The 12,753-nt window shown below is 65.1% G+C and carries 12 protein-coding genes; 5 read left to right on the top strand and 7 right to left on the bottom strand.

Translation table 11 applies throughout. The features are described 5' to 3' along the window. From ACQR1F_RS28605 to ACQR1F_RS28595, 3 genes are all read left to right on the top strand, one after another. The coding region (locus tag ACQR1F_RS28605) for a hypothetical protein (protein WP_434914287.1) at nt 1–186 on the top strand (186 nt) is incomplete at its 5' end. Nucleotides 187–190: 4 nt separating this feature from the next. Then, nucleotides 191–1,429: an NAD(P)/FAD-dependent oxidoreductase gene (locus ACQR1F_RS28600; protein WP_434914286.1), complete on the top strand. Its 1,239-nt coding sequence runs from the start codon at nt 191–193 to the stop codon at nt 1,427–1,429. After that, complete coding sequence (locus tag ACQR1F_RS28595; RefSeq protein ID WP_434848028.1) at nt 1,426–1,713, top strand: hypothetical protein; 288 nt, start codon at nt 1,426–1,428, stop codon at nt 1,711–1,713. The genes ACQR1F_RS28600 and ACQR1F_RS28595 overlap by 4 nt, the downstream gene beginning before the upstream one ends. A 167-nt stretch (nt 1,714–1,880) precedes the next feature. Here ACQR1F_RS28595 and ACQR1F_RS28590 read toward each other — a convergent pair whose 3' ends face one another. From ACQR1F_RS28590 to ACQR1F_RS28580, 3 genes are all read right to left on the bottom strand, one after another. Next, nucleotides 1,881–2,960, bottom strand: a complete 1,080-nt coding sequence (locus ACQR1F_RS28590; protein ID WP_316216318.1) for a D-TA family PLP-dependent enzyme — start codon at nt 2,958–2,960, stop codon at nt 1,881–1,883. Between the two features lie 151 nt (nt 2,961–3,111). Further along, entirely contained in the window at nt 3,112–4,923 is a 1,812-nt protein-coding gene (locus ACQR1F_RS28585; RefSeq protein WP_434914285.1) for an ABC-F family ATP-binding cassette domain-containing protein, read from the bottom strand. Nucleotides 4,924–4,927: 4 nt separating this feature from the next. Beyond that, nucleotides 4,928–5,422, bottom strand: coding sequence for a YaiI/YqxD family protein (locus tag ACQR1F_RS28580; RefSeq protein ID WP_316182626.1), 495 nt, complete (start codon nt 5,420–5,422; stop codon nt 4,928–4,930). Between the two features lie 125 nt (nt 5,423–5,547). Here ACQR1F_RS28580 and ACQR1F_RS28575 point away from each other — a divergent pair, with 125 nt between their 5' ends. After that, complete coding sequence (locus ACQR1F_RS28575; protein WP_316182627.1) at nt 5,548–6,345, top strand: hypothetical protein; 798 nt, start codon at nt 5,548–5,550, stop codon at nt 6,343–6,345. Nucleotides 6,346–6,649: 304 nt separating this feature from the next. Beyond that, the gene (locus ACQR1F_RS28570; RefSeq protein ID WP_315805060.1) at nt 6,650–8,305 is read left to right on the top strand and encodes a helix-turn-helix domain-containing protein; all 1,656 of its coding nucleotides are present in this window, start codon (nt 6,650–6,652) and stop codon (nt 8,303–8,305) included. Between the two features lie 102 nt (nt 8,306–8,407). Here ACQR1F_RS28570 and ACQR1F_RS28565 read toward each other — a convergent pair whose 3' ends face one another. The 4 genes from ACQR1F_RS28565 to ACQR1F_RS28550 all read right to left on the bottom strand — a co-directional run bounded on the left by ACQR1F_RS28565 (nt 8,408) and on the right by ACQR1F_RS28550 (nt 12,753). Next, entirely contained in the window at nt 8,408–9,964 is a 1,557-nt protein-coding gene (locus tag ACQR1F_RS28565; protein WP_434914284.1) for a hypothetical protein, read from the bottom strand. A 178-nt stretch (nt 9,965–10,142) separates the two neighbouring features. After that, nucleotides 10,143–10,865, bottom strand: coding sequence for a hypothetical protein (locus ACQR1F_RS28560; protein WP_434839022.1), 723 nt, complete (start codon nt 10,863–10,865; stop codon nt 10,143–10,145). 122 nt (nt 10,866–10,987) lie between these two features. Further along, nucleotides 10,988–11,671: a hypothetical protein gene (locus ACQR1F_RS28555; RefSeq protein ID WP_434884410.1), complete on the bottom strand. Its 684-nt coding sequence runs from the start codon at nt 11,669–11,671 to the stop codon at nt 10,988–10,990. Between the two features lie 26 nt (nt 11,672–11,697). Then, nucleotides 11,698–12,753 carry a hypothetical protein gene (locus tag ACQR1F_RS28550; RefSeq protein ID WP_316216324.1) on the bottom strand — a complete coding sequence of 352 codons (1,056 nt, stop codon included), beginning with the start codon at nt 12,751–12,753 and terminating at the stop codon, nt 11,698–11,700.

Genomic DNA, 12,753 nt, shown 5'->3' with positions numbered 1-12,753 from the left:
TTGGCGATGCTCAAGATCGCAGAAGAATCCACGCCATGCGCCTTGTCCAGCCTGCCTGAACCGGACAGCCGTGGGCTTGACCCGGCCATCCACGTCTTTGGCACTGCGGCGTGGACGGGCGTGGATGCCCGGGACAAGCCCGGGCATGACGACCTTTGGCTTGGTGCGGTGGGGGGCCTAAACTGACGACATGTCCTCTTTAAAGCACATTGCGGTCATCGGGGCCGGCCCGGCTGGGCTCATGGCCGCCGAGGTGCTGGCGGGCGGCGGCGTCGCCGTCACCGTCTACGACGCGATGCCGTCGGTTGCCCGCAAGTTCCTGATGGCGGGGCGAGGGGGCCTCAATCTCACCCACAGCGAAGAGCTGCCGCTGTTCCTGTCGCGCTATCGCGACGCTGCGTCGTGGCTTGCGCCGGCCATCCAAGCCTTCTCGCCGCAACAACTGCGCGGCTGGTGCGAGGCGCTGGGCGAGCCGACCTTCGTCGGCTCCTCGGGCCGCGTGTTTCCTGTCGCAATGAAAGCCTCGCCGTTGCTGCGGGCGTGGCTGCGCCGGCTCGATGCGCAGGGCGTGCGCGTCGCGCTACGGCATCGCTGGACCGGCTGGGAGGACCGGGGGCATCTGACCTTCGAGACGCCGAACGGTCCGCACACCGTCGCAGCCGACGCGACCGTGCTGGCACTCGGCGGCGCCTCCTGGCCGCGGCTCGGCTCGGATGGCGGCTGGGTGCCGATCCTCGCCGCGAAGGGCGTCGCGATCGCGCCGCTGCGGCCCGCCAATTGCGGCTTCACCGTCGGCTGGTCCGACATCTTCCGCGACCGCTTCGAGGGCCAGCCGCTGAAGGGCATCGCGCTGGCGTTCGGCGAGCGCAGCGTGCGCGGCGAGGCGGTGATCACGCGCGACGGCATCGAAGGCGGCGCAATCTATGCGTTGTCGGCCGAGCTGCGCGAGGCGATCGCGCGAACGGGCGAAGCAATGCTGCACGTCGTGCTGCGGCCCGATCTCGCGGCCGCTGATCTGATCAAGAAGCTATCGGCTCCACGCGGCAAGCAGTCGTTCTCGAATGTGCTCCGCAAAGCGTTGCAGTTGTCGCCGGTCGCGATCGGCCTGCTGCAGGAGGCAGCAAAGACGCAAGGGCTGTCGTTGTCGTCGCTACCGCCCGACCGTCTCGCGGCACTGATCAACGCCCTGCCGATCAAGCTGACCGGCACCGCCGGGCTCGCGCGCGCCATCTCCAGCGCCGGCGGCATCGCCCGCGATGAGCTCGACGCCGACTACATGCTGCGGCGACTGCCCGGCGTGTTCGCCGCTGGAGAGATGCTGAACTGGGAGGCGCCGACCGGCGGCTATCTGCTGCAGGCGTCGTTTGCGACTGGCGCGGCTGCGGGGAAGGGCGTGTTGAAGTGGCTGAGAGGGGCTGGGCTGTCGTGATCGAGCTGCTCCCTGAGCCCTGGTGTGCGCTCACCGAAGATCATGTGCGGACAACATTCGAGGCCGAGCTGGCGCGCGAAATTGCTCCAGGTCACGCGCTGGCAAATCTGCCCAGCAGCATCATCGCAAAGCGTGACGATTGTGATGATGTCCTCGTTGCATTGAGTGACGGCCGCGTGGCTGTAGTGCACCTCACGTGGTCTGGCTGTCGTGAAGCTGACCTGCGGTGGCCGACAACCGTGATCTACGACTCGCTCGATGATTGGCGTATGTCTCTCGACTGATCGTGAGGTCGGAAGGAGCCAACCTCAGTTTCCGCGGTCATTGCGAGCGAAGCGACTTGTCCGCCAGAGCCCGAAGGGCGACGGCGGAAGCAATCCAGGGCGGCACGTGCGGCTCTGGATTGCTTTGTCGCTTCGCTCCTCGCAATGACGGGCTGAGAGAGCGCCCCCTATCGCAGCTTCCCCCGCGCCGCGACCGGCAGCGTGCCCAGGATCTCCTCGCCGCGCACCATCACCACCTCGTCCATCATGTTGACGACGACGCAGACGTGATTGGGGACGATGCGGACGACGTCGCCGACATGGGGGCGGGTGTTGCTGCGCGACAGATCGAGGAAGCCGTGCTCCTCGGCGAAGCGCGCGATCTTGGCTTCGGGGTGTTCCAGGATCAGGCCGTGGCCGTCGAGCCCGCCAGTGTCGGTCGTCAGCGTCTTCGAGCCGGCATCGAGAATGCCGCGCTCGGGCGCGGCGCGACTGACGACGGTCGAGTAGATGTGCAGCGCGCAGTCGTCCCAGGTGGCGACGCCGGCGGCGACCTGCATGCGGTCGTTGTAGATGTAGGTGCCGGGGCGGTGCTCAGTCGCGCCCCTGAGCTTGCCAAGGTTCTTGAGGTTCGGCGAGCCGCCGGTCGAGACGATGGCCGCCTCGAGCCCCTCGGCGCGCACGCCGGCCAGCGCCTCGTCGTAGAAGCGCTGCGCGTCGTCCCAGCCGCTCTCGGTCGGATACAGCATGAAGCCGGCGAAGCGCAGGCCCTCGGAGGCTTTGATCTGGCGCGCGAGCTGGATCGCCTCCGCCGGTGTCTCGACCCCGGCGCGTTTGCGGCCGGTGTCGCATTCGACCACGACCGACAGCGTGCGGCCCGACTGCTTTGCCGCCTGCGGCAGGCCGGCGATGACGGTCGCGTTATCGGCGGCGACGGTCATGTCGGCCTTGGCCTGCAGCGCGGCGAGGCGGGCCATCTTCTCCTCTCCGATCAGATTGTAGCTGATCAGGATGTCGGCGATGCCGGCGTCCGCCATGATCTCGGCCTCGCCGATCTTCTGGCAGGTGATGCCCTGCGCGCCGGCCTCGATCTGCAGTTTCGCCAGCACCGGGCTCTTGTGCGTCTTGATGTGCGGCCGGTTGGCGACGCCCGCGGCCTCGCACTGGGCCTGGATGCGCGCGATGTTGCGCTCGACCCTGTCCATGTCGATGACGGCGCAGGGCGTGCCGTACTCACGGGCGATCCTGGCGGCGAGCGGGGTGGTCATGTCATTCACTCCATGTTGCCGTCATTGCGAGGAGCGAAGCGATGACGGAGAGAATGTCGGGTGGGCAAAGCGAAGCGTGCCCACCGTCTTCTGTTGCGCAAGCTCGTGGTGGGCACGGCGCTTGCGCGCCTTTGCCCATCCTACGTAAACATCAAGCCCCCTCGATTTCCTCGCGCAGCACTTCCAGCTCCAGCCAGCGGTCTTCCGCGGCGGTGAGCTCGGCCTGCGCGGTGGCGATGGCGAGGGAGGCGGCGTCGAACTTTTTGCGGTCCTTGGCGTAAAGAGCAGGATCCGCGAGCACGGCCTGCTGCTTGGCAATCTCGGCCTGCAGCTTCGCGATCGTCTTCGGCAGGGTCTCCAGCGCGTGCTTCTCGTTGAAGGAGAGCTTGCGCTTGGGCGCGCTCGCCGGCACTGTCGCAGCCGGCTTGGCCTCCTTCTTCTCCTCAGCCGCCTTGGCATGCTCGCGCTTCAGGTCGGCGCCGCGCTGCGCCAGCATGTCGCTGTAGCCGCCGGCATATTCCTGCCATTTGCCGTTGCCCTCGGGCACGATCACCGAGGTCACGACGCGGTCCAGGAAGTCGCGGTCGTGGCTGATCAGGATCACCGTGCCTTCGTAGTCGCCGAGCATGTCCTCGAGCACGTCGAGCGTCTCGAGGTCGAGATCGTTGGTCGGCTCGTCCAGCACCAAGAGGTTCGATGGCTTGGCCAGCGCGCGCGCCAGCATCAGCCGGCCGCGCTCGCCCCCCGATAGCACTTCGAGCGGCGTGCGCATCTGCTCGCGCGAGAACAGGAAGTCCTCCATGTAGCCGACGACGTGCCTCGGCTTGCCGGCCACCATGACGTGATCGCCGCGGCCGCCCGTCAGCGCTTCGGCGAGCGTCGTCCGGGGATCGAGGCTCTCGCGGTGCTGGTCGAGCGTCGCCGTCTCCAGATTGACGCCGAGCCGGATGCTGCCGCTGTCCGGCTCGCTGCCGCCGGTGAGCAGGTTGACCAGCGTGGTCTTGCCGGCGCCGTTCGGGCCGACGATGCCGATGCGGTCGCCGCGCTGGATGCGGATGGAGAAGTTGTCGACGATCTTGCGATCACCAAAGCTCTTCGACGCGCCCTTCGCTTCGATCACCAGCTTGCCGGACTTGTCGGCCTCGGCCGCGGCGAGGTTGGCGGCGCCCGCCGTGCCGCGATAGTCGCGGCGCTGCTGGCGCAGCGCATGCAGGTTGGCGAGCCGCTTGACGTTGCGCTTGCGCCGGCCGGAGACGCCGTAGCGCAGCCAGTGCTCTTCGTTGACGATCTTGCGGTCGAGCTTGTGCTGCTCGCGCTCTTCTTCCGCCAGCACCTCGTCGCGCCACGCCTCGAACGCCGCAAAGCCGCGGTCGATCTGCTTGATCTGGCCGCGGTCGAGCCAGGCGGTCGCGCGCGACAGATTGGTGAGGAAACGGCGATCGTGACTGATCAGCACCAGCGCCGAGCTTCGGCCGTCGAGCTCGTTCTCCAGCCATTCGATGGTCGTCAGGTCGAGATGGTTGGTCGGCTCGTCCAGCAGTAGGATGTCGGGGTTGGGCGCGAGCACGCGCGCCAACGCCGCGCGGCGCGCCTCGCCGCCGGAAACATGCGCCGGATCTTCCTCGCCGGTGAGGCCGAGCTGCTCGACGAGATAGCGCGCCTGATAATGATCGTCGCCCGGCCCGAGTCCGGCCTCGACATAGGACAGCGTGGTGGCATGGCCGGAGAAATCCGGCTCCTGCGGCAGATAGCGCACCGTGGCGCCCGGCTGCACGAAGCGGGTGCCGCTGTCGCATTCGACCAGGCCGGCGGCGATCTTGAGCAGCGTCGACTTGCCGGAGCCGTTGCGGCCGATCAGGCAGACGCGCTCGCCTGGCGAGACCGACAGCTCGACACCCTGCAGCAGGGCCGTGCCGCCGAAGGTCAGGCGGATGTCCTTGAGTTGGATGAGAGGCGGCGCCATGAGGTTAGCTCTGCTGCTGGGTCCGCGCCGCGCGCTGGCGCTGCAGGCGGCGGATCGTGGTGTCGAGGGTGGAAAGGAAGGTGGAGCGGTCGCGCGGCGTGAACGAGCGCGGGCCGCCGGTCACCTCGCCCGATGACCGCAGATCGGTCATGAGGTTGCGCACGGCGAGCGTCATGCCGATCGACTCCGCCGTGAACGGCTTGCCGTTCGGCGCGATCACGGCGCTGCCGGCCTTGACGCAGCGGCTGGCCAGCGGAATGTCCGCCGTGATGACGATGTCGTCAGCGCCGGTGCGCTCGGCGATCCAGTCATCCGCGGCATCCATGGCGCTGCCGGCCGCCACGCGCGTGATCAGGGGATCCTCGGGCACGCGGATGAAGCCACCGGCGACGACGGTCACCGGCAGGCCATGCCGGATCGCAACGCGGTAGATCTCGTCCTTCACCGGGCAGGCGTCGGCGTCGACATAGATGCGGATCGGGGCGGTTTCGGTCGTCATCGGGCCATCGGTTGGAATGGTCCGGTTGGTACTCCATCGCGCCGGGAATTGCGAGCCAAACGCGCCGCTTGCCAGGGCCTTTCCGGCCGCTACCATCGCCCGAAAACGGTGAAAGGGAGGCAAGGATGTCGGGCAGAATCGCGACGTATGCGGTCGAGGCGTTCAACACGGCCAAGCAGTCCGAGAACAAGATGCACGACGACAGTGTGGCGCGGCGATTCGGCTTCGCCGGCGGTCTCGTACCCGGCGTCGAGGTGCTGGCCTATATGCTGCATCAGCCCGTCGCACGCTGGGGGCGGGCGTTCTTGGAGCGTGGGCTGATCGAGGCACGGTTCACCAAGCCGGTCTATGACGGCGAGATCGCGGAGGTCGTCGCGAACGAGACCTCCGACGGGCTCGCCCTTGAGGTGATCAGCCGAGGGCAGCTCTGCGCCACCGGTTCCGCCTCGCTGCCCGCGTCGGTGCCGGATGTCGTGCTGGCCGAGTACCGGGATGTTCCGGCCGCGGCGGTGCGGCCGCTCGTCAGTGCGGAGTCTTTCGCTGTCGGCAGCTGGCTCGGCACGGCGCCGCGCGCGTGGCCAGGGCAGGCGGCCACCGCCTATCTTTCTGAGATTCGCGAGCGCGATCCGATCTATGCCAACGAGCGGCTCGGCCATCCCGGCATGCTGCAGCGGGTGATGAACCGGCTGCTCGTCGACAACGTCGTCCTCGGCCCCTGGATTCACGTCGGCAGCCGCATGCAACTGCTGTCGGCGATCGAAGAAGCCGACGAGATCACCGCGCGCGGCCGTGTGGTTGCCAACTACGAGAAGAAGGGTCACCGCTTCGTCGAGCTCGATGCGCTGGTGGTCGCCAATGGCGACCGCCCGCTCGCGCATTGCCATCACGTGGCGATCTATCAGCCACGCGAACAGCGCGGATAGCCGCGACGAATCGCATCAGTCATCAAGACCATTTGATGGCCTGATTGTGAATTCATTCACACTCAATCTAAAATTGTGTATGGTTTGGTTGGCCCGTAGTTGTGAGGGGGAAGGGCCAATGATCGGACATGGGAGATGCGGCGTGGCCGCGGGCTGCGTCATGGGGGACCATGAATTCTGGCAAGCGATGCACAAGGTGGGCAGATCGGGCCGGCCGCTTCGGTCGGAAGCGGCGTCGGAGCCGCGGTAACGTGCCCGCCATGTTGGATCATCGACACAACGCGTCCGTGCGCTGAGCCGGGTCATGAAAGACCAGCGGGGACTCGACGGCGGCGATCAGGCCTGGCGCGATCTGTCCAGGATGAGCCGGCCGTATCTCAACGTCGTCGATTTCCTGGCAAGCTATGCACAGCGTCTGGCGGAGCTGTCGCGGGCGGCGACTGTGGAGATTGCCGTCGCCGATCTCGGCCGCATCGTCCTGTCCCGATCCGGATCGGAAACCGTGCAGGACTGGCTCAGCGAAAGAGACGGCGGTGTTGCGGCCACCGCCGAGCGCGAGCCGCGGCGTGCGCCGGAATGGCGGCTCGAACCGACGCCATCCGTGACGGCGCCGCTGGTCTATGCCGACGTCGGGATCGGCCGTTTGACGTTGGCCTGGGAGGGGCGGCGGGGCGGGCCGGACCTGTCCGACGCGCTGGCGGATTGCGCGCGCCAGCTCGCCTTCGTGATCAAGCGCCACGAGGTCTGCGAGTGGGCACGGCAGCGCCTGGGCCGCTCGCTGCTGTTGGTGGGTGTGAGCGAGGCGGTCCGAAATCTCGAGATCTTCGTCGAGAAGGCGTCGCACAGCGATCTGCCGTGCCTGTTGCAGGGCGAGTTCGGGACCGAGACGCCGTATCTGGCCGCCGCGATCCATTGCTGCGGGCCGCGCCGCGATCTGCCGTTCGTGCAGGTCAATTGCGCGCAGCCGCGGGGGGCGCCGCAGGACTGGTTTCGGCAGGCCGAGGGCGGCACGCTGTTCTTCAGCGACATCGACATGCTGGCGCCCGGTCTGCAGAACGAATTGCCGCAGCACATGCATTCTCGCCTGGGACAATGGCTGGACGTGTCGAACACGACGCGCGTGCGCGTGATCGCCTCGGCCGGCGGCGATCTGCCGCGCATGGTGGCCGAGCGCTCCTTCTCGCGCCAATTGCTGGCCGAGCTCGACTTTCTGCCCGTCAGCGTGCCGCCGCTGCGCGAGCGCTGCGACGACATCGAGCCGCTCGTCATCGCTGCGCTCGAGGGACATGGTCATCGCGCCGAAGACAAGATCAGCGCCGAGATGCTCGATCTGTGCCGCAGCTATCCGTGGCCGGAGAACGCGTTCGAGGTCGAGCGCGTGGTCGCCCGGCTCGCGGTCATGACCGGACGTGCGAGGATCCGTGCCGAGGACATCAGGCGCTATTTCCCGGCTCTCCACGCGCGGGCCGAGCGCGTGACGGTGACGTCGGCGGCACCGTCACCGGCGTTGCCGGCGGCGAAGCCGCCGGCCGAAGCCGTTCGCGAGCAAGCGTCCGCGAGGCCGGAAATCGGGGCGGAAGCGGATGATTGGATTCGCCACGTGCTCAACAAGGACATCACGGCGCTGTCGCGCCTGCATCCCAATCTGCGCCGGGCACTTCTGTATCTCGTCGATCACTATGCCGAGCCGATCCGGCTCGGCAGCCTGGCACGCCAGGCCCATGTCAGCCAGTCGCATCTGAGCTTCCTGTTTCGTCACAGCCTGCAGACCTCGTGCAAGGCAATGCTGTCGCGCATTCGGGTCGAGAAAGCCAAGGAGTTGCTGGCAACGAATGCGCGGCAGCCGATCACCGATGTGGCGCTACAGGTCGGCTTCGCCGATCTCAGCCATTTCGAGAAATACTTCCGCCGTCAGGTCGGCCGCACCCCGCGCGAGTACCGGCGCATGGCGGCGGAGTGAGGGGGGCGGTTGTCCTCTTTCACAGAGGCTTTGGAAACATGTAAGCGCCGCCGAGGGTTGGTATGAAAAAGACGCATTTCCACCCAAGGCATTCTCCGTCGCCTAATGCCGGCGATGCTCAACGAGGTACGTCCAATCACCGGTCGACGGCGAGGACCCCGGTAGTTTGATCGAAGACCACATGGTGTCGTAGCGTCCTTCCCACTTCGGTGCTCTGGAATAGTCAAGAAACGGGCGCGCATTTGGCGGCGGCAGATTGAAAGCAAGATCGGTGGATGGATTGCTCGCGTTCAGGAGCATTGCGCCCAGCGCTTTCTCCACCATGTTGATCGCTTTACAGAGAGATTTGACGTCGTACGTCGCGAGCCGTGAGTAAGGTTTCTTTCCGGCCTTCTCTATGTACTCGCGTTGAAACTTTGCGAGTGCGTCCAGCCAAATCGCAGCCGTTTCTCCCGACAAGAGAACTTCGCCGAGTTTGCCGTAAAACGTGCGATCAAAGTCTTCCTTGCTGATCACATCCAGCAGCGCAGCTTTAAACCAGAGTGCCGTTAAATCCTTCAGGTAGCTATGAAATGGCAACCAGCGCCACCAGCCCGGGAATTGGTCCACTTGATATGAATTGATCTGTTCCTCAAAGGGGTATGGATCCCGAAAGATCAACGTCGATTTTTCGGCGTATGCGATTTCCTGGAGCTTGAGCTGATTCATCTCGCTCAGAGCGCCCATTGCACCGCATACCACCTTGTTCGTAACAAGGAAAACAAACGCGGACTTCTTGAGTTCTGCAATAGTCATGTTCAGTTCGACTGGAACTTTCGCCGGATCAATCTGACCGACGTCCTTATAGATCTTTGTAAGCGATGACATGTATCCGCTATAGACTTCGGCCATGACGTTCAACCAGATCCAGGATGGCCGTACCACGCCCTTGCTGAAGCGCAGATTTTCACGAGGTAGTTTCCACGCCATTTGGTATAAAAAATAACCTTGCAAGGTCATGGGCATGTTGACCTGCGAAGAAAAGCCTTCTTTTGGGTCTTTCTGGCTGCGCCCAAGGAGGATGTTGTTGAGGTAATCGTTCCACGGTTGTGGATCTTGGGGGCTTCCCTCGTTCTTGGCGAACGTCCATAGGGCCGCGCCGACATTAGTCGTATCGTCAATGTTGTTTTCGTTCAGTTGAACAAGAACTTGAGTGGAGCTGCGATTCTTCGCCTCGGCTTTTTTCAGCGCTTTGCCAAAGAAATTCTTGACGAGGGTATCGAAGGCCTCGCTTGCGAGCGCCGCCTTCCATTGCAGGAAAGTCACATATTTTTGCGTCGATGTCCCGGATACAGAAGCGACGAGATATTCAGCAAGTCGGTCTTTGGCAAGGTAGGCGTCCGCGACGGTCGAAAACCACGTCTTGCCCGTCGTGAGTTCGAAGACGTTGTCCGAATCGGTCTCGATCGTCCAGACGGCTTTTGCTTCCGGCGAGTCTCCAACCGTCAATTCGATGTCGGCTGCTTCAACGTGAGTGAATTGGAACACCCAGCTGTTGTGGCTGCAGAATTCGATCTCGAAGCCGTAGCTGTTGGGGCTGATCTGCTCGCCTCCTGACGCGATGACGACTTGCCTGTCGTCCTTGGTCACGAAGATCGTTGGTTCGTCGCCTTTTGGCATCCTGATCGTCCTCTTCTCTTTGTTTGATGTGAGCACCGTATGCCTGCAAGCCTCGCATCCCCCGGCGCAATCGAATGGGAATCAGTTCTGATGTTCACCGTTTTGCCGTTGGCGTTACGCTCGGGGTCGATCGGCACGGCCCGCGCGCTGCGGCGGGACGGTAGTCCCGCGGCGATCGTCAAAGCGCGCTTCCGTTGGCGATCGTGATGATCGTGAAGCCGCTGGTCGGGAATCCGAGCGCTTGGCATGCGCCCCACGACACAGCAACGATCATGCTGTTGCCGGTTGAATTCACGAACGCATTCAGACTTTTTTGCTTGTTTGTGAGAGTTCCGCCGCTGCCGATCGCCATCTTGAAGAATCGAATGAGTAGTTGTTCGACGTCGACTGTCGTTGAATCGATGTAGACCGTTGGATCTTTAAGGGAATAGATGGGATCGGCGACCCTGCAGGTTTCCATCGTGTTCATCTGCAGCGCGCTGGCGAAAGCATATTGTGGAGTTCCCGGAGCGAATTGGCCGGGCAAGAGGAGGTTGGCGAGGCGGCCATCGTTCGTTTGGGCGTTGTAGGTGATGCCGGCCTCGACCTTGAAGACTGGCAGTGGCGGCGACGGAGGTTGCGGCGTGTTGAAGGCGTAAGCGACACCCCAGAACGCGCCGACGCCCCTGAGATTGTTGGTGCTCAGTCCGAACTCGTTCACGGTGAGCATTCGACCATCGAAGCGGTCCGCCAGATTGCCGGCTTTCCCGATGTATCTGTTGTTGGTGGGAACGTTGACGATCACGTAGAGGCCGCCTTGGGTTCCCATGCCTTGGGGCAGCGCGCCAGGGAGGCCGGCACCCGGCGAGGCGAGGGTGTCCAGGCCACCGGTGCTGGCGAGATCGAAGATGATGCAGCACATCGGATTGGATCCTTCCGCGTGATAGGCGGTGCCGGAGGCGGTGTTCTTACGACCGCTTCGGGAGTATCGCTGACACAGCAGGTCGGATCACCCGCAGCCGCAGCGAGGTGGTTTGCGTGGCGTCAGGCGGAAGCCGCCGTCTTCTGTGGCTGGCTCGCCGCCAGCGCGGCGGTGATCGAGCGTTCGGCTGCGATGACGCTCTGCTCGGCCGCCTGCTGGGCCTCGGCGATGATGGCGCGGCCGGTGGCGGCCATCGCCGCGAGCTGACGATCGGTGAAGTTGGTGGCCTGGCGCGTGGCGACGACCGAGGCCGCGACGGCCTGCTCGGCCGTCTCGACCGTGGGCGGCGCGTAGTCCGCCGGCGGCTGCAGCGGTTCGACCTGCGCCCGGCGTGACAGCATGGCGGCCTGCGCCGCGGCCATCTTGCGCTCCATCGAGGCCGCCGTGCGACCAACCGCTTCGTTGAACGCCTGCTGGGCCGCGGCGATCGCGCGGGAGGCCTCCAGCAGGCGATGCTCGATCTGGTGGATGGAGTGCGAGGAGAGGGGACTGGCGACCTGCTCGTCCACCTCGATCACAGCCTCGTCCATCTCGCCCAGATGCTCCTCGATCGACACGACCTCGTCGGTGGCGCTCTCGATCAGCTCGGCTTCGACTTCGGTATCGCGCGCCGACTGAGCCGCCGACTGCTCCTCGATCTGCTCGATGAATGCTTCAGGCAACATCGGGCTGGCATAGGGATTGTCGAGCAGGATGTCGGGCTCGTTCTCCGGCGGAGAGGTCTGGGACGGGGGCTGCTCGCTCATGATGCCTGCCTCATGGGGTGTCGGACTCAACTCTTTTCGGCGGGCGGCGCGATCCGCCTGAATTGGCGCAAGGTGATGTCGCCGTCGGCGCCGAGGTAGAGCTCGGCGTAGAGATTGCCGGATTGCGTCGGCAGGATGCAGGAGCGTCCGTCCTGGCTGATCCGGCCGGTCTTCGGATGATTGGCCGAGAGGAACGACTGCGCATTGGCGAGATACAGCGTGACGACCTGCTGGGCCGCCGCGCCGGTCTCCTGCGTGAATGTCGTGCTCTCGATGATGCGGCAGACGCCCTCCGACAGCCGGGCGAAACCGAGCCGCCGTCCCTGCCGCAGCCAGTTGTTGACGGCCGCGGCGACCTCGTGCGGGGGCACCAGGCCCCGCACCTGCGGACAGTCGAGCGCGCCGAACATCATCGGCAGCAGCGTCTGAACCGCGCCATTGGCCTGGGACAGGCGTTGCTCGGCAGAGCTGGCGGCGGTCTTCAGCTTGGCCGTCAGCGCCATGTAGATGCGGTAGTAGTCGCAGAACTCCTCGGGCGTGCGGGCCTGCTGCACGGCGAAGGCGGCCGCGTCGTTGCGGATGTCGGGCTCGCCGTCCTGCGGCTGCGGCAGCGCGATCAGCTCCCACAGCGCGATCGTCTCGTTGAGGCCAAGACACTGGAACAGCGGCGACGTGGCCACGCCAAACTGCGAGAGCAGGGCCGGGACCGCTGCGAGATCCGACTGCGCATGGATGCCGTGGGCGTTGAGGATGCTCTCGGTCTGGCTCGCCGTCGCGGCGTCCTGCGCGCCGGTCTCCGCCTTGGCGATCGCGCGCAGGTCACCGAGATTGAAGGTCAGGAGCTTGACCGGGCTGACCTGCAGGCCCAGACCGGGCAGCAGCGCCAGCGGCGAGCCGTGCAGCCCGTCCTGGATTTCGGCCATCATGCTGGTTTCGTCGGGGAAGCTGTAGCTCGCCGTGGGCGCCCGCACCGCCCATTCGAGCCACTGCACGCCGCCGTCGATGAACGCCAGAACCACCGCGCCGATCTCGGAGAGGCCGCCACGGCCTTGGATCAGCCTGTTTGCGACCGTCACCGACAT

It is taken from the genome of Bradyrhizobium sp. HKCCYLS3013 (assembly GCF_051167615.1).
In the GTDB taxonomy this organism is placed as follows: Bacteria; Pseudomonadota; Alphaproteobacteria; order Rhizobiales; family Xanthobacteraceae; genus Bradyrhizobium.
The sequence above is the reverse complement of the archived record's forward strand: the minus strand, read 5'-3'. Positions and strand labels throughout refer to the sequence as shown.